15 protein-coding genes are annotated in these 17,512 nt (G+C 40.0%); 5 read left to right on the top strand and 10 right to left on the bottom strand.

Annotated features, from left to right (window positions below; translation table 11 throughout):
- The first annotated feature begins 45 nt into the window (after positions 1 to 45).
- The 4 genes from EOK74_RS11670 to EOK74_RS11655 all read left to right on the top strand — a co-directional run bounded on the left by EOK74_RS11670 (position 46) and on the right by EOK74_RS11655 (position 3,461).
- Positions 46 to 987, top strand: coding sequence for a nucleoside hydrolase (locus tag EOK74_RS11670; protein WP_133470185.1), 942 nt, complete (start codon positions 46 to 48; stop codon positions 985 to 987).
- A gap of 69 nt (positions 988 to 1,056) precedes the next feature.
- Entirely contained in the window at positions 1,057 to 1,665 is a 609-nt protein-coding gene (locus tag EOK74_RS11665; RefSeq protein ID WP_133470184.1) for a 5-formyltetrahydrofolate cyclo-ligase, read from the top strand.
- Positions 1,666 to 1,706: 41 nt separating this feature from the next.
- Positions 1,707 to 2,363: a ribose-5-phosphate isomerase RpiA gene (gene rpiA / locus EOK74_RS11660; RefSeq protein ID WP_133470183.1), complete on the top strand. Its 657-nt coding sequence runs from the start codon at positions 1,707 to 1,709 to the stop codon at positions 2,361 to 2,363.
- Positions 2,364 to 2,573: 210 nt separating this feature from the next.
- A complete protein-coding gene (locus EOK74_RS11655) occupies positions 2,574 to 3,461 on the top strand; it encodes an SDR family NAD(P)-dependent oxidoreductase (RefSeq protein ID WP_133470182.1) in 888 nt (295 codons plus the stop codon).
- 9 nt (positions 3,462 to 3,470) lie between these two features.
- Here EOK74_RS11655 and mtnK read toward each other — a convergent pair whose 3' ends face one another.
- From mtnK to EOK74_RS11610, 9 genes are all read right to left on the bottom strand, one after another.
- Positions 3,471 to 4,721 (bottom strand): S-methyl-5-thioribose kinase, encoded by a 1,251-nt coding sequence (gene mtnK / locus EOK74_RS11650; protein ID WP_133470181.1) that lies wholly within the window; start codon positions 4,719 to 4,721, stop codon positions 3,471 to 3,473.
- Positions 4,722 to 4,789: 68 nt separating this feature from the next.
- Positions 4,790 to 5,236, bottom strand: a complete 447-nt coding sequence (locus EOK74_RS11645; RefSeq protein ID WP_133470180.1) for a DUF192 domain-containing protein — start codon at positions 5,234 to 5,236, stop codon at positions 4,790 to 4,792.
- A 35-nt stretch (positions 5,237 to 5,271) separates the two neighbouring features.
- The gene (locus tag EOK74_RS11640; protein WP_133470179.1) at positions 5,272 to 5,493 is read right to left on the bottom strand and encodes a hypothetical protein; all 222 of its coding nucleotides are present in this window, start codon (positions 5,491 to 5,493) and stop codon (positions 5,272 to 5,274) included.
- A gap of 144 nt (positions 5,494 to 5,637) precedes the next feature.
- Positions 5,638 to 8,451 carry a bifunctional aconitate hydratase 2/2-methylisocitrate dehydratase gene (locus EOK74_RS11635; protein ID WP_133470178.1) on the bottom strand — a complete coding sequence of 938 codons (2,814 nt, stop codon included), beginning with the start codon at positions 8,449 to 8,451 and terminating at the stop codon, positions 5,638 to 5,640.
- A gap of 206 nt (positions 8,452 to 8,657) precedes the next feature.
- Complete coding sequence (locus tag EOK74_RS11630) at positions 8,658 to 9,452, bottom strand: phytanoyl-CoA dioxygenase family protein (protein WP_205964641.1); 795 nt, start codon at positions 9,450 to 9,452, stop codon at positions 8,658 to 8,660.
- 78 nt (positions 9,453 to 9,530) lie between these two features.
- Complete coding sequence (locus tag EOK74_RS11625) at positions 9,531 to 11,201, bottom strand: DUF3466 family protein (RefSeq protein WP_133470176.1); 1,671 nt, start codon at positions 11,199 to 11,201, stop codon at positions 9,531 to 9,533.
- A 185-nt stretch (positions 11,202 to 11,386) separates the two neighbouring features.
- The gene (locus EOK74_RS11620; protein WP_133470175.1) at positions 11,387 to 12,895 is read right to left on the bottom strand and encodes a DUF4397 domain-containing protein; all 1,509 of its coding nucleotides are present in this window, start codon (positions 12,893 to 12,895) and stop codon (positions 11,387 to 11,389) included.
- A 257-nt stretch (positions 12,896 to 13,152) separates the two neighbouring features.
- Positions 13,153 to 13,632, bottom strand: coding sequence for an RNase H family protein (locus tag EOK74_RS11615; RefSeq protein ID WP_133470174.1), 480 nt, complete (start codon positions 13,630 to 13,632; stop codon positions 13,153 to 13,155).
- 6 nt (positions 13,633 to 13,638) lie between these two features.
- Positions 13,639 to 13,932: a high-potential iron-sulfur protein gene (locus EOK74_RS11610; protein WP_133470173.1), complete on the bottom strand. Its 294-nt coding sequence runs from the start codon at positions 13,930 to 13,932 to the stop codon at positions 13,639 to 13,641.
- Between the two features lie 294 nt (positions 13,933 to 14,226).
- Here EOK74_RS11610 and EOK74_RS11605 point away from each other — a divergent pair, with 294 nt between their 5' ends.
- Positions 14,227 to 15,048: an HAD family hydrolase gene (locus EOK74_RS11605; RefSeq protein ID WP_133470172.1), complete on the top strand. Its 822-nt coding sequence runs from the start codon at positions 14,227 to 14,229 to the stop codon at positions 15,046 to 15,048.
- A 121-nt stretch (positions 15,049 to 15,169) separates the two neighbouring features.
- On the opposite strand, the gene EOK74_RS11600 is transcribed toward EOK74_RS11605, so the two are convergent.
- Positions 15,170 to 17,467, bottom strand: a complete 2,298-nt coding sequence (locus EOK74_RS11600; protein ID WP_133470171.1) for a YgiQ family radical SAM protein — start codon at positions 17,465 to 17,467, stop codon at positions 15,170 to 15,172.
- Between the last annotated feature and the right edge of the window lie 45 nt (positions 17,468 to 17,512).

Raw genomic sequence — 17,512 nt, 5'->3', positions numbered from 1 at the left:
ACTAATGACAAAAACACCAAAAGTTTTCAACGGAGAATTAATCCTATGAGTCACAAAATTATTCTAGATACTGATCCTGGTATCGATGATGCCATGGCAATCTTTTTTGCTTTTCAACATCCAGAAATCGAAGTGCTGGGATTAACTACTGTTTTTGGTAATGTTCCCGTTGAGATGGCAGCAAAAAATGCGATAACTCTTTGCGACTTAGCCGGTAAGGATATTCCTGTTTGTAAAGGTGTGGGTATGCCTTGGGTGGGCCCCGAGTCTAGCTATGCTCATTTTGTTCACGGTGATGATGGCTTTGGAAATATTAACTTCCCTGCAGCAAAAGGCGAGCTAGACCCCCGCAGTTCTGCGCAGTTTATCGTAGATATGGCCCGTAAATATCCTGGTGAAATAACGGTTGTTGCCATTGGTCCCCTAGGAAACTTAGCATTAGCCCTGCGTTTAGAGCCAGAGCTACCCAAATTAGTTAAAGCCGTATCTATTATGGGTGGTTCCGCATTTGTAAGAGGTAATGTGACACCTGTTGCCGAAGCCAATATTTGGAATGATGCCCACGCAGCAGAAATTGTATTTGGCGCGTCTTGGGAATTAAACATGTTTGGCCTTGATGTAACCAACTCATGCCCATTCAGCCCTAATTTCTTAAAACAGTTACAACAAAACAACCAAAAACTGGGTGGTTTTGTTCATGATGCAGCACAATTTTACGTGGAATTTTACTCACAAAACCGTGAAGAAGATGTATGCTTTTTCCACGATGCAATGCCTATTGCACACCTTGTCGATCCAAGTTTATTTGAGTTGCAAACCGGCCATGGCAGAGTATCTACAGACCCATTAAACAGAGGCCAAACCTCTATTGCACTACCTAACACTACTGCTAGCCCAGATTGGCTAAATGCAGAATTAGTAAACGTTGCAACTAAAGTGGATAACGAGCGTTTAACTAAGTTGTATTTAGATACTTACAAACTATAAATATAACCATACTAAGTAGGCTGCGTTTAATAAATCAAACGTAGCCTAGCTATATTGGATATTGTCGATATGTCTCACCAAGCATTACGGTTACAAATACGCCAAGAACGTCAAAACCTTTCCCGCCAGCAGCAACTGCACGCAGCTATTCAACTGCTAGATATTTGTCAAAAGCAACTACACCTAGAAAAAATGAATACCGTAGCTGTTTACCTAGCGAACGATGGCGAGATTAACCCAAGTGAGATAATTGAATATTGTTGGCAAAATAACAAACGTGTATTACTGCCAGCTATGCACCCTTTTTCAAAAGGGCATTTAGTTTTTGTTGAATACCTACCCAATAGCCCAATGAAAGCCAATCAATATGGTATTAAAGAACCAATCGTTACAACTAACAATATTATACCCCTTGCAGAAATAGAGCTTATCATGACCCCATTAGTTGCATTTGATGCTAAAGGAAACAGGTTAGGTATGGGCGGAGGCTACTATGATCGCACCTTAGCCCCGATAAAGCGATACAACTTAAACACACAACTTATTGGCTTAGCACATAGCTGCCAACAAGTAGATGCTTTAGATGCAAACTACTGGGATATTCCATTACATGGTATCGCAACACCAAAACAATTCTTCAAGACCCCAAATTGCGTTAGGGATTCGTCACTCTGCTAGGTTAGAATATTGTTAATATTCGCTTTTAAGCCAAACAAGTCATGACACAAGCTCAAAAGAAACAAGCGGCGGCTCAAGCTGCTATTAAATATGTTCAACCCGAATCCATAGTAGGTGTTGGTACCGGCTCCACTGTAAATTACTTTATTGATGGACTAGCCGACATTAAACACGACATCATAGGTGCAGTTTCTAGTTCAGAGGCCTCAACAAAGCGTCTCAAAGCCCTAGGAATTGAAATATTTGAACTTAACTCAGTTGATAAGCTTGATGTTTACGTAGACGGTGCAGATGAAATCACTGAGCATAAACATATGATTAAAGGTGGTGGAGCTGCACTCACCCAAGAAAAAGTCGTTGCGGCTGTGGCAAAGCAATTTATTTGCATCATAGACGATACAAAGCAAGTTCCTATTTTAGGGAAATTCCCACTGCCAATAGAAGTCATACCTATGGCTCGCTCTTATGTAGCCCGTGAAATAGTAAAGTTAGGGGGAGATCCACAGTACAGAGAAGGTGTGATCACTGATAACGGCAATGTGATTTTAGATGTCTTCAATCTAACCATACTCAACCCTGTAGAGCTCGAAGAAAAGCTCAACGCCATAGTCGGGGTGGTAACAAATGGGTTGTTTGCCAAGCGCGGCGCAGACACTGTATTAGTGGGCACAGAAAACGGCGTTCACACCATCAATTAATGCCACTGCACCTCAAAGTTTAAATTTGAAGGCCATCATTAAATAATAGCTCTTCGCCTATAATTTAAGGCCTTCGGTACCTCCATTTTAAACTATTCATTCATACCATGAAGCCATATCAATTAGCCAAATAAAGTTTGCTAGGCAAAGCTATCAACATACAGTTGTTGCTAACAAATTATCGACCATTCAAGGTACAGGAACAAATATATGTCGAATCAATTTACAGGTAAAACTGCTGTAATTTCTGGCGGAGCTGGCGGTATTGGGTTAGCTCTGGCCATAGAGTTTGGTCAGCTAGGTATGAATATTGTTATTGGTGATATAGACACAACGCAGCTAGCAGAAGCTGAGCAGCAATTAAAAGCTCAAGGTATTAATGCGCTAGCCTGCCCTTTAGATGTGACCCAGTATCAGCAATGGTTAGAGCTGCTTGATTCTGCAGAAGCCGAGTTTGGTGATATTCATATGCTAATTAACAATGCGGGGGTTGGTGGCCTACCAGGCTCCATAGATGATACAAAAATCGACACTTGGAAATGGGTGTTAGACGTAAATGTGATGGGTGTTGTTAATGGCACCCAAACCGTTGGCTCTAAAATTAAAGCTCATGGTCAGGGTGGTTGGATAATCAATGTTGCTTCTATGGCTGGTATGAATGGTGTCGCCTACTCAGGTGCCTACGCTGCATCTAAAGCGGCAGTGGTTTCTATGTCAGAAAGTTGGGCTGCTGAACTTAAAAAAGACAAGATTATGGTGTCTGTACTCTGCCCTGCATTTGTTAAAACCCGTATCCATGAGTCACTTCGAAACCTACAGCCTGAGTACCAAAACGTCAAACAACAAGGGGCCACTAAAGCGCAGTCCAAGGGAGGGATGGGTCAAGCTGCTGCATTAGTGGAGTCAGGAATTCCTGCTAGTATGTTAGCTAAACGGGTTGTAGAAGCACTTGACTCAAAGCAAGCTTATATCTTTACTCACCCCAATTATAGGCAAGGTGTGGGTTATCGATCTCACTTACTCGATAAAGCATTTACAGATGCCGAACACAGCCCTATCGTTGGGCACCTTAAAGACGATGAAATTGTTATCTTGTAAATCTAATCTTCAGATATGGTCGTTTGTTATCTGACTTACGACTTTATTAAGCTCGTTAAAGCTAGCAAACTCATTGCGTTTCAGTAACATTTTTTTGGCAAAAAGAAGCCCATGGGCTTCCAACTTAGCCCTAAAAGCTAAGTCATCAAATTGCATAAAATCCGCCACTTTAGCAATCCCTAAAATTCTACGAATAATTTTACATGCCGCAAAGCCCAAGGTATCTTGAAATATCTGCTGCAAAAATATCTGCCTGTAGCGGCTATGACACTCACCAGTAAGGTCTTTCCCCATAAATACATTATCAGAGGCCTTATCTGAGTCAAACCAGTATTCGCTAAACTTAGTTTCGAATCCTTTCCATATCAACTCTATTTGCTGTAGTAACCACATACTATACTTTTGGGCCTCTACACTTTCTCGATAAACGTGGGAGAAATAGCTTAAATACAAGTTTGCTATAAGCGCACCAATATCAAACCCCATTGGCCCAACAAAGGCAAACTCTGCATCAATCACATAGGTTTGTTGTTGATTAAGCATGATAGAACCAGTGTGTAAGTCACCGTGAAGCAAAGCTTGCTTACTAGTAGAAAAAAGATATTTCATTTGGGCAACATGAGCTCGCACTATGGGATCTTTCTGGATCTCATCTATGCATTCCTGAGGTAATACTGGGTTGTAATCATTCATATCATAATGTTCAAAGGGATAGGTAAAGATAAAATCCTCTGAGATCATACACATATCAGGGTTATCAGCTTTAGTTACCAATGCCTTTTTTGCCTGACTATCTAGGCCAAAATCACTCGAAAAGAACAAAGTTGCAGCAAGATAACTCGCTATATCCTCGGCAAGTTTTGGAAAGTACTCTCCCTTAATTAACCCGTCACGTAAAACACTATGGCGATGTAAATTTTCCATTATCACAACAGATAAATCATCGGATTGGTAATACATCTTTGGTGCTGTGCTAGGTGAGACTTTTGCCTGATAAGCTAGAGCATGAATTTCTGCGGTCATGCGACTGCGGGTTAAGGGCCAATCATCTCCCATTACTTTGATAAAAGGAGGCGATTGCTTGCAGAATACGGACTCTGAAGGGCTTTGTTGGTTAGTCACTACAAAAGCAAAGTTCATATTGCCATTTGTGATCTCCTCTACTTTCAAATGTTGAAAGCTGGAAAAGTGATTTTGCATTTCTGATAGTGAACTCAAAAAGCTCACTAAGTTGTTGGCATTTAATTGAAAATACGACATGTGAACCTTGTTTTACAACAACTGACACTTACTGATAATGATTAGACAAGTTTTGGAGAATTTACAAATTAATTGATAGCACAAATAACAACAGTGTCTCCCACCTTAATATTGTTTTTTGCAAACCAACCTTTATTCATTTCCCACGCGTAAAGCACTGTATCAGAGGAGTTCGTAGAATTTAGATCAAGGGCTTTCATACTCTTAATATCAGTAATAGTGCCATCAGCTTTAACAAATGCAATATCCAAAGGAATTAAGGTATCTTTCATCCAAAATCCTGCTACTTTAGGTTGTTTAAACTTAAACAACATGCCGCAGGTTTCGCATAAAGACTCTCTATTCATCAAACCTTGAGCTCGCTTTTCAAAGGTATCAGCATATTCTAACTGGTATGCTTTCCCATTAACTTTTACTTGGATTTCTCCAAAACTAATGGTTTGTGCGTGCAGATTAAAAGAACTGAAAAGAACAAAACAGGAAAGCAGAACAAACACATTAAACACAACACGCATAACTAATCACACCAATAATAAAATGACAGTGTAGCCTACAACTTTTTACAAGAACAGCCCATCTCTTTATCACTGGTTTCCCATTCTTGAAAATCTCCTTGGGTACATTGGGCAAGTAAAGTCCGACATTGATACTGCCCATACCGAACTTCTGTATCAGCAGACTCAGCTAAAGCATGACCTACTAAATGCTGAGCTTGTTTAGTCGTACAAGCTTGAAAGGCCAACACACTCATAATCACAATAATCTTGTTCATCTTAGTATCCATCACTATTCCACAAAAGAGAGCAACAAGTGTCAGAGGCACCAGTCCTAAAAAAGTTCAAACACAAGTAACGAAAAAGGGCTAGTTGTTTGCACAACTAGCCCTTTTAAACAGCTTTATAGCGTTATTGCTACATTAGCCAACCACTTTTACAGGAACAGCTTGTTCTGAATCATACTTAGTCGTCATCGACTCTGTAGGTGGTGCGAAACGAGTAAGGTCAATGCCTTCAACCGCAGCTTTGTATTCATCCATAGTTGGGAAACGACCCAATACAGTTGAAAGAACCACTAGTGGCGTTGAACCTAGCAAAGACTCACCTTTCTTCTCCGCAGTATCTGCTACAACACGGCCTTGGAATAAACGGGTTGAAGTCGCAATAACTGTATCACCAGGTTCTGCTTTTTCTTGGTTACCCATACATAAGTTACATCCAGGACGTTCTAGATATAAAATGTTGTCGTACTTAGTACGGGCAGCAGCTTTTGGATTAGCATCGTCAAATACGAAACCAGAGTACTTCTCTAGTACTTCCCAATCCCCTTCAGCTTTAAGCTCGTCAACAATGTTATAAGTAGGTGGAGCAACAACTAATGGCGCTTTGAATTCTACCTTACCGTTTTGCTTCTCAATGTTACGTAACATTTGCGCGATAATTTGCATGTCACCTTTGTGCACCATACATGAACCAACAAACCCTAAATCAACCCCTTTACCATCGTAGTAAGACACTGGGCGAATAACATCATGGGTATAACGCTTAGATACATCTTCGTTATTTACATCTGGATCAGCAATCATAGGCTCTGAGATTGAATCAAGATCAATCAACACTTCAGCGTAGTACTTAGCGTTATCATCTGGTGCAAGAGCCGGTTGTTCACCAGACTGAATACCTGCGATACGTGCATCAGCTAAGTCGATAAGTCCGGCCAACATACCAGCTTCGTTGTCCATACCCTTGTTTATCATAATTTGGATACGACTCTTAGCAAGTTCGATTGACTTAATTAACGTCTCGTTGTTAGAAATACATATAGAAGCTTTTGCTTTCATTTCTGCAGACCAATCTGTAAACGTAAACGCTTGGTCAGCCATTAGGGTACCGATATGAACTTCAATAATGCGACCTTGGAATACGTTCTCACCACCAAACTGCTTCAGCATTTGTGCTTGAGTGGCGTGAACTACGTCACGAAAATCCATGTGGCCTTGCATATTACCTTTAAAGGTTACTTTAACTGATTCTGGAATTGGCATTGCCGATTCCCCAGTAGCTAATGCAATGGCAACCGTTCCTGAGTCAGCACCAAAGGCTACACCTTTAGACATACGGGTATGTGAGTCACCGCCGATGATAATTGCACGGTCATCAACAGTAATGTCATTCAATACTTTATGAATAACGTCAGTCATAGCGTGATAAACGCCTTTAGGATCACGAGCTGTGATTAGACCAAACTTATTCATGAAAGCCATAAGCTTAGGAATGTTCGCTTGCGCTTTATTGTCCCAAACAGACGCTGTGTGACAACCTGATTGATAGGCACCATCAACACTTGGAGAAATAATAGAAGCAGCCATAGCTTCTAATTCTTGGCAAGTCATAGGCCCAGTTGTATCTTGTGAACCAACAATGTTCACCTTAACGCGAACGTTAGAACCCGCATGAAGAGGTGTTTCTGAAGCAACCCCTACAGCATTACGATTAAAGATTTTTTCAACTGCAGTTAAACCTTGTCCTGCATGTGAAATTTCTTTAGACGCAGCATAAACACTTGCTGGTTTTACACCTAAGGTTTCTGCAGCGAAAGTTTGTAACTTTTTACCAAAGGTCACAGCATATGAACCACCAGCTTTCATAAACTCAACTTTTTGAGCAGTAAAGGCCGATGACACGTCAACTAACTCTTTGTCACCGTTATATAACTTCTTAGCTTTACTATCGATAGTTAATACAGTGCCAGTTTCTACTGAGTAAGCTTCTTCTAATACAGAGTCACCGTTTTCGTCAGTGACAACATTGCCGTCTGCGTCGACTTTCTTAACCCAGTTTTTAAGGTCAAGACCAATACCACCCGTTACATCTACTGTGGTTAGGAAGATAGGTGCAATACCATTAGTACCAGCAACAACTGGCGCAATGTTAATAAATGGAACATAAGGGCTTGCTTGTTTACCTGCCCAAAGTGCTACGTTATTTACACCCGACATACGAGAAGAACCCACCCCCATAGTACCTTTTTCAGCGATAAGCATAACTTTGGCAGTTGGATGTTTCTTTTGAAGCTCAACGATTTCTTGCTGTGCTTCAGGCGTGATCATACATTGGCCGTGTAACTCACGGTCTGCACGAGAGTGGGCTTGATGACCTGGAGAAAGTAAGTCAGTTGAGATATCACCTTCGCCTGCAATATAGGTGACAACTTCGATTTTCTCTTCAATATCAGGTAGCTTGGTAAAGAACTCTGCATTTGCGTAGCTTTCTAAAATTTCTTTAGCTATTGCGTTGCCGTCTTTAAAGGCAGCTTCTAAGCGGTCTGTATCAGCTTCATATAAGAATACTTGTGTTTTTAATACTTCAGCTGCAGGAACTGCAACTGCGGCATCATCACTAAGGGCTAAATCAAGAAGCACCTCAACAGATGGACCACCTTTCATATGAGACAACAATTCAAAGGCAAACTCTGCAGAAATCTCTGCTACCGTTTCTTCACCTAAGATAATTTCTTTTAAAAATTTAGCTTTTTCACCGGCAGCACTAGTCGTGCCTGGCAAGGTGTTATAAATGAAAAAGTTGAGAGAATCTTCTCTATATGCATTTGAAGTATCTTTAATTTGTTCAATAATTTCAGCTAACAAATCAGCACTATCAATGGGTTTAGGCGCTAGCCCTAGGTCTTTTTTACGGCTTTCTATCTCTTCAACGTATTCTAAATATAGGCTCATGCGTCTTACTCTCTCTCTTCTCTCTAGCTACAAAATGCTAATAACATCATAATTAGCAGGGACAAATGTCGCGGTAGTTTACCTGATTTTTAATACCTTTTTCATAATTTGGTCATATAGGTATTATTGATAGAAATTATATTCTATATCTTTCCATATGTGTGCAATAAATTTGACCTATGCAAACAGTGGATTCTTAGAAGAATTTAACGTTGAAAAACTATGGGGAACCAATCTTCTCGAAGGCATTGACCAGTTAACATATTATGCTCTGGAAATGGAGGCGAAGTGGGACCAGGGCGTTCAATATATCTAGCATCATCACCCACAAACCTTAGAGAAAAAGCACGTCGGCGATGTTCGGTGCTATTACCTCGAGCTCCATGCAATATACCGTAGTTAAATGCTACAGCGTCACCAGGCTCCATCTCCCATTCTTTAATATCCATATTCTGCCTATCAGGATCAGGAACTGGCATATAATTTTTATCATCAGGATAAAAACTAGTATCAGTAAGCCATCTAGTAGGTAAAACCTGCTTATCCCAAAGGTGGCTACCAGCAACACATCGCAAGCTATTACTTTTAGCAGGATCCATCGGAGACCAAAAACTTACATTTTGGCAGCCATCAACAAAATAGTAAGGACCATCTTGATGCCAAGGTGTAGCTTTAGTGGTGCCAGGCTCTTTGACTAATACATGGTCGTGGAAAATCTGAACTTGCTGCGATTTCATCAAATCAGCAGCGACTTCAGCTGCGGCAGAGTATCGAATTACACTTTCAAATTGTGGTATGCGAGACCAATTACAGTAATCATCAAAAAAACGACCAGTATCCCCTTTACTAAGATTTTCTGCAGCATAGGGGCCTGGCGTCTGCATATTCAATTCAATGCCTGAGCGAATAAGATCCAACTCAGCTCTAAAGAGTCCTTTAATTAAAACCACACCATCTTGTTGAAACGTATCGATATGGGCCTGAGTAATAAGTGGGTGCACTATTTAAAAACCTTCATAAGTCCTGCTGACGCAGTGTTTATTGAGAATTAAAAATAATACTCTTCTATAGGCAAATACTTAGCAAATATATTTACGCCTAAAGAAGACTAAACCAAGCAACAGTCCAGAAAGATAAAGAGGAAAACTAGCGCCTTGGCGAACCGTCTCTTCTTCGTATGCATCACAGTTATCAATAGAGCCCCCAGAAATAGGCACTAGTTTTACTGCGACAACCGTATCCACCAGAGTTTGTGCACCATATTCATCTAATATGATTTCACCTTGAATATTAGTTTCAGGTTTTAAAACTAATGCAGTAGCGACAATTTCATTATCTTCGTTTATACCATTAGCTTGGACAATATCGTAATCTGAATTGCACTCTAAAAGTGAATTAAGCCCTTGAAAAATATCATTTTTGTAATCATAGATGAAGCCTTCTGTTCTTCGGGTCGTTAATGTAGCTTCAGACTCACCATAACCAACAACAAACCCATCGTCATTTATAGATGTGGCAATACTCGAAGAGCCTTCAAAAAAATCGTCTGGGTAAATTGTAATATCGTTATCGAGATCATGGACAAAAAACTTAGTACGGGTTGTACCGTTAACGTCTTTAGTGATGTTACCTACCACTAGGTTGTCATTATTAATATCGTAAGCGGTACTAGTGTAAACATCTTCATCATAATTAATCGTTGTTACTTCATCCCCATCATAAATAGCTGCAGCTAGGGTTAATGATGTTGTATCTTGATAATAATCAGGAGACTCTCCCACTGCTATACCATAATCATTAATGGCTACGGCAGAACTGGTATATACAGAGGTACTAGAATCTTCAGGCTCATCAATTAACATTCCTAAGGTGTAGGTATCTGTTAAGTCACCGTCTTCATCTAATTGCCAAATAATGCCTCTTTGCTGAGCTGCAGAACTCACCCCACTACTTAAGCTAATACTTAATGCCCTCAGGCATGACACCTCTGGAATATCACCCCGGGCAGTTGAATCTGAGCAATCTTCTTCTGCTGTTGAATAGGTATCATCGATGAACACAGTGGTGCCATATCCAACCACTTGGTTGCTGTTGTTGATATCGTAAGCTTCACTTATTCCACCAGCGGTTGTATCTGGGGGAGGTAATTCTGTGGTTTGATCATCAACTTGTGCAAAGCCTCTTATATAAAAATCATTGACTACATAGGTGATATCATCAACGTCTTCATTAACGTAGTCTTCAGTATAAAAGCCATCGTGACTACTACCCACTGTATAGCCAAAATCATTAATTGAACGAACTTGAGTTTTTACGCTATTTCTGTAGTCATCTGTGTTTGGATCAATAGTGTCAAAACCTCTAAGCAGCTCACTGCCGTTTTCAGTTGCAATGTAACTATTTAAGCTAGCAATTTGTTGAAATGTTTGACTCTCAGCATTAGCAGTTATGTACGTATAAAGAAAAGTATAGTCGTCATCGCTAAAGTCCCCACCTCGGACACCATCTAAGTTTTCCAACCCTAAAATTATGGCCGCAGACTCAAAATCTATTAAAGTGGTATCGATTACTGGACTATATTGTGTATCTAGATTTACTGCGGCTTCCCCAGCGTCATTAATAGCCGCGGGAAACGAGTTAACACCGAGATCGGCGACAGGTAATTCAACCAATTCATATTGTGCGCTGTAAGCAACTGACATATACAAGCCACATAGGGGGAAAACTGTGGCGATTATTGCTTTTTTCATTAGACATCCTGCTGACTGCTATTTAACTCTTTGCGCCTAAAATCAAGGTACAAAAATAGCGAATATCTAGGCAGATACTCACTCAACGTTAACGAACGTTGTAACATTAAAAGATAAAAAAGAAGTTGCTGAGGAAGAGTGGATAAACGCAACCTCAGCCTTTGTATAAACTGCTTAGGTTATTCTTAATTTACTACCTGATTAATCAATTTCATGCTAAACCCAGAAGACGCATCTATATCTTGCTCAAATATCAAATACAGCTCTTGACTGTTTTCATCGAGAACCAAGTTCATGCTATCTAGTACAGTTTCTGTTCCATCTATTGTCGCCACAGCGAAAATATCATAGGTATTGTTTAGCAGTGTTAATGATCCGGAATTTTCTTGTAATACCGACAGTAAATTATCAGCGGTATCGATGACTTCGTCATTCAAGACAAAGTAAAATGTAACTCTGCTGAAATCGTCTGAATCGGCTAAGTTAACTACTTGGATACCATGACTATAAATACTTGAGCTACTATTTTTAGTGAGTGCCAGTGATTTAATAACAATTTCATAATCATCAACTATGCCATCTTCGTTCTCATCAGTAACACCATCTTCATCATCATCAATTGCGTCTTTGCGACCGTATAAAAATATGGTGCTGTCAGCGTTTTCTTGAAGACTTAATAACGCATCACTAATATAAATTTCGCCATCTGCTGAATTCTTTACATCAAAGGAATAGTCACCATTAGCAGTGATAGTAGAAGCACTAAATTCACCTTTCTCCAAATCATCAATCACTACATCTCCATCGTCATCTAAAGTGACTTCAATATCGATTTGCCCCTGATACTCAGGTAGGTAGTCATCGGTAGAAATTGCGTTATAAAAACCAAATTCAGCTTCTGAATCCACATCTGCAAGTTCTGTAATGCCGTTTGTACCTATGCTATCGATTGTAAAGTCAGCAGAACCCACACCCGTGTTGTCACGTATAACAATCACGTACTGGCTCACCACTGAATAGTCCTGATCAACCGAGGTATATAAAACGTCTGTTTCACCTGGCAAAGTAATGTAGAAAATGTACTGATCTTGATCTAACTTCATGTTGTCAGTCAATTCATGGTAATTAACATTACCTAAAAATTCTGCTTCATTAAAAGTTTCATTATCTAAAGACGCATACAAGTCAACTGACTGGTAATCATCATGTAAATTTAGAAGGCGAATATTAAATAAATCATCATCATCGTCATCGTCATCGTCAATCACTTCAATATCAAATATGAGCACGTCTGGCTCGGTAATATCACCACTTAGAGAAATAAACTTGATATCTTCGCTGGTGATTTTAACGCTATCTTCATAGATGATTTCTAAATCAGAACGGTCACTACTTTCTTCATCTTGCCAAGCTAGTTCGATGTAATAGTTACCAGTATCGAGCGAGTTATTACCGCTAACCTCTGTATATTCAATTGCGCCGTAAGTGACTTCGATTTCGTCATCGTCATCATCGTCAAGGTTTTCGTCTACAGTTAAGAAAATTTCTGGCGCATTAGGTGATGCGTTATAAAACTTAATATAACCTGTCTTACTGTCACTACCACTTGAACATGACGACAAAATAAACACTGATAAACCAATACCGGCTACCAATCGTAGAGCATCGGTCCAACTCGCTTTAGTCCACTTCATTACTTCTCCAAACAACTTATGTTACGTTTTACAATATTTTATGCTGATGGGACTAAGCAAAATAGCTAAAGTTCTGATTTCAGTCGCTGTTACACATTGTTTGCACATTTGAAAACATGAGGCATAGGAATCGCTTAAATAGTAAGCGTTAAACTTGAAGATTGGCTTGATCTGTTAGGAGATGAATTAAATTTTAAAGTAAACAACTGATGATTCCATTGGTCAATCATCAAGATATAAAATTAGGGGCTATAATACTAAAACTCTGTTCGAAGAGCGCCTCTAGAGGCGATATCCACCAAACTAAATAACCTATCAATATCATCTTTATATTTAGCAGCTTTATGCCCTTTAACTTTAACAAAATCACAATTGATAATAGACGTTAACCGATAAAACTCTCTATATAACAGGTGATGCTTCAAGTTATTTTGAGCTCGGTTTGTATAGTTCTTTTGCTCTATCGAATCTCGTCGCTTTGGCAAACTAACAATATTTTGAGAGTCAGTAAAAACAGTTAAATAAATAGTAGAATGAGGACTTGAGGTGTTAATTTCGTCTAGAGCGAAAAGTAAAATTTGTAACTCCAACTTAGTAGAACTTGTTTGTTCAAAGCGTTTGGTTTTTATGGCGCTTCTCGCGTCAGATAAATCACTATTGGGGCTTGATAATAGTAGGTAGGCACCATGGCCTACCTTTGTTTTTGGGTCAACACTAGCATCTATGAAGAGCTGCAAATTGTTCTAACCTTGCTTTTTAAGCCAACCTGCACACCAACCTTTTGAACTTACTAACTTATTAGGAAAAAACGTACATGGTCGCCATTCACTTCCAGCTTCTCCTTGTAAATACTGACAATTTTCACAGTTTTTTCCTTCAATCTCTGAGATATGCACATATTTTAAAGCAGCAGCCGTAGGGTTATCCAGCGTAACCCGCTCTTGAGCATTAGCATGCAATGCCACCCCACCTAGCGTCACACCGATAAGGGCTGAACCAGATAGCTTCATAAAATCGCGACGATTAAGTTTACTCATATTTGATACTCCGGTAGTCGAAAATAAAAATGATTCTTTTTTACTAACCCCCTAAAATGCAAAAACTCGCCAGTTAGGCGAGTTTTGGTTTTAGCAAGCTTGTTGTTACATTAAGTCATACTGAAATCGAAAAAACTTAGATCAATCAACTTACAGTTATTTAAAATATATTCTCTCTAAAATTAAGTTCTCACCTAAGGTGACAAATATATGTGTATACATAGTAAACTTATTACAATATAAAAAATAGATTTAGCTATCACTTCCTTTAATTATTAGGCGACAGATATAAATATGCAGTTAATTTTTTTCGACCTAGATGGCACCTTATTAAACGATGCCTCTGAAATATCAGTATTTACTAAAGAAACCTTAAAGTTGTTAGGGGAAAAAGACATTGCTTATACTGTGGCTACTGGCCGTACTATGTTGTCTGCACAACGCATTGTTGAGGGGCACAACTTTACCCTACCCCACATTTTCAATAATGGCGTCACAGTCTGGGATCCTAACTCGAAAGAAGTCACCCTGGAAAACCTTCTGGACAGCGACGAAATTTCAACTGTTATTGAAGTAGCGCTTTCCCACGGGATTACACCCTTTATAAATGTCATTAATAATCATCATAAGCATTTTATTTTTCACGCCAAAATACAACATGAAATCGAAAAAGATCTTATCGAAAAGTACTTTGCAGGCAGCATGGCTACACTATTGCCATTAGAAACACTTCCTACAGGCAGTCAAGTCACCAACATTAGTATGATTGGAGACGCTACAGGCATAAAAAAAATGTGGCACTTTTTTAATAGCCATAGCAATCTGATAGCTTATTCTGGCCCAGCAATTCAAGGCGGTAACTTTTGGTGGATGGATGTTCACCATAAACGAGCTAATAAAGGTAGTGCCGTAACTAATTTAAAAAATAAGCTAGGCGCTAGTAAAGTCATTTGTTTTGGTGACGGAGATAATGATTTAAGTATGTTTGCCGAGGCCGACGAATGTTATGCCCCTGAAAATGCCAAGTCAGAAATTAAAGAGTCTGCACATGGCGTAATAGGCCATAACCATGAAGATGGCATAGCCCACTTTTTAAGAGAACGTTTTTCACTTTAAGAACTTTATAAATTGCGCCTGAACTATGCTAATTTGAAGCTGGCAAGGCCCAATACAACTAATAGTTGCCATACCAGCTTAAATCCAATCAATTGAAGGTAAAGATAGCAACAAAACCTAATTAACGTGACTTACGCCTTTTACCGTTTGGCTTTGAGTGATTTCCCTGCTCGCCTTTTGCTACTTCATTATGAGGTTGGTTATCACTAAAACGAGTTAAGCCTTTTTGAGCCCTGGCTGCATTACTAGACTTGCCCTTAGCATAGGCTTTATTAACTGAACGTTTTGCATACTGTTTTTGATCTTTGCCACGAAGTTCATGACGACTCTCTGCTGGTACCAAACATTTAGGGCCATTTCCTATTAAATGGGCTTTCCCCATTTCTTTTAAAGCTTTACGTAACATAGGCCAATTGGCTGAGTCGTGATACCTCAAAAACGCTCGATGTAAACGGCGGTGTATTTCACCTTTTGGCACTTCAACCACTTCACTTTTGTGATTAACCTTATGGATCGGGTTTTTATTGGTGTGATACATAGTGGTGGCATTAGCCATAGGTGACGGATAGAAATTTTGCACCTGATCTAACTTAAAGTTTCGCTCTTTAAGCCACAAAGCAAGATTCAACATATCTTCATCTTCAGTCCCCGGATGGGCCGAGATAAAGTAAGGAATTAAATACTGGTCTTTACCTGCTTCTTTAGTGTATTTATCAAACAATTCTTTAAACCTGTCGTATGTGCCCATACCCGGCTTCATCATTTTGTCTAATGGCGCTTTTTCTGTATGCTCCGGCGCTATTTTTAAATAACCTCCTACATGGTGGGTCACTAACTCTCTAACATAATTAGGGTCTTCAATAGCCAAATCGTAACGCACACCTGACGCTATTAGTACTTTTTTGACCCCTTCAACATCACGTGCTTTACGGTATAGCTCTACAGTAGGAGTTTGGTCTGTATCCAAGTGGCCACATATTTCTGGCCAGACACATGATAAACGTCTACAAGCCTGTTCAGCCTTAGGACTCTTACAACGCAATTTATACATATTCGCAGTTGGGCCACCAAGATCGGAGATAACACCAGTAAAGCCCGGGACTTTGTCGCGAATTTCTTCGATTTCACGAATAATAGACTCTTCAGAGCGACTTTGAATGACCCTACCCTCATGTTCTGTAATCGAGCAAAAAGTACAGCCACCAAAACAACCACGCATGATATTGACCGATGTTTTAATCATATCGTAAGCAGGTATTTTAGCTTTACCGTAACTTGGGTGCGGCACGCGCGCATAAGGCAAATCAAATACAGCGTCCATTTCTTCAGTTTCTAATGGGTACGCTGGCGGGTTGATCCACACAATGCGATCACCGTGACGTTGCACCAATGCACGGGCGCAACCAGGGTTGGTTTCTTTATGTAAAATTCGAGACGTATGAGCGTAATGGGTTTTCTCAGCACGCACCACATCATAGGGTGGTAACAACACATAGGTTTTATCCCAAGGTTTTACCCTTTGGGTTTTCGACGTAAACGGCTGTACTACAATAGGCTGGGCTTTTTGCTCTTCAATAGCGGCTTGTCTTTCAGCTTCAGACGATACTGCGCATTTATCTTCAATGATTTCATAGGGGCTAATAACAGGTTCTATTTTCCCTATGCTATCTAGATGAGTTGAATCCACACCTTGCCATCCAGGTAATGGCTCTTTACGCAGTACTGCAGTCCCCCTAATGTCCTGCATTTGCTCGATTGTTTCACCTGCTGCAAAACGGTGAGCCATTTCTAATAATGGGCGTTCTGCATTACCAAACATTAACATGTCGGCTTTAGAGTCAAACAACACACTGCGGCGAACTTTGTCAGACCAATAATCGTAGTGGGCAATACGTCTTAAACTGGCTTCAATGCCACCAATCACAACCGGCTTTTTATAGGCTTCTTTACAACGCTGAGTATAAACAGTCACAGCACGGTCGGGGCGCTTGCCCCCTTCGTTATTAGGGGTATAAGCATCATCGTGGCGTAATTTACGATCAGCTGTATAACGATTGATCATCGAATCCATGTTGCCGGCAGTTACACCAAAAAATAGGTTCGGCTCACCTAACTGCATAAAGTCTTCTTTGCTGTGCCAGTTCGGCTGGGAAATAATCCCCACGCGAAAGCCTTGGGCTTCTAAAGTACGGCCAATTACTGCCATACCAAAGCTAGGATGATCTATGTAAGCATCACCAGTAACAATAATAATGTCGCAACTATCCCAACCAAGCTGATCCATCTCTCTTCGAGACATAGGTAAAAATGGCGCAGGCTCAAAACATTCAGCCCAATATTTAGGGAATGAAAACAAACCTCGTTCCGCTTTCATACGGGCGACAGGTTTTGATCGTAAGGCTGGCTGAATGGTTGGCATGGTGCTCTCTACAAAATAGGCTAAGTATTACTGATTATAGCTGGT

This window comes from Paraglaciecola marina, from assembly GCF_004360155.1.
GTDB classification, from domain to species: domain Bacteria; phylum Pseudomonadota; class Gammaproteobacteria; order Enterobacterales; family Alteromonadaceae; genus Paraglaciecola; species Paraglaciecola marina.
This window is presented reverse-complemented; position numbering and strand designations above follow the sequence as displayed.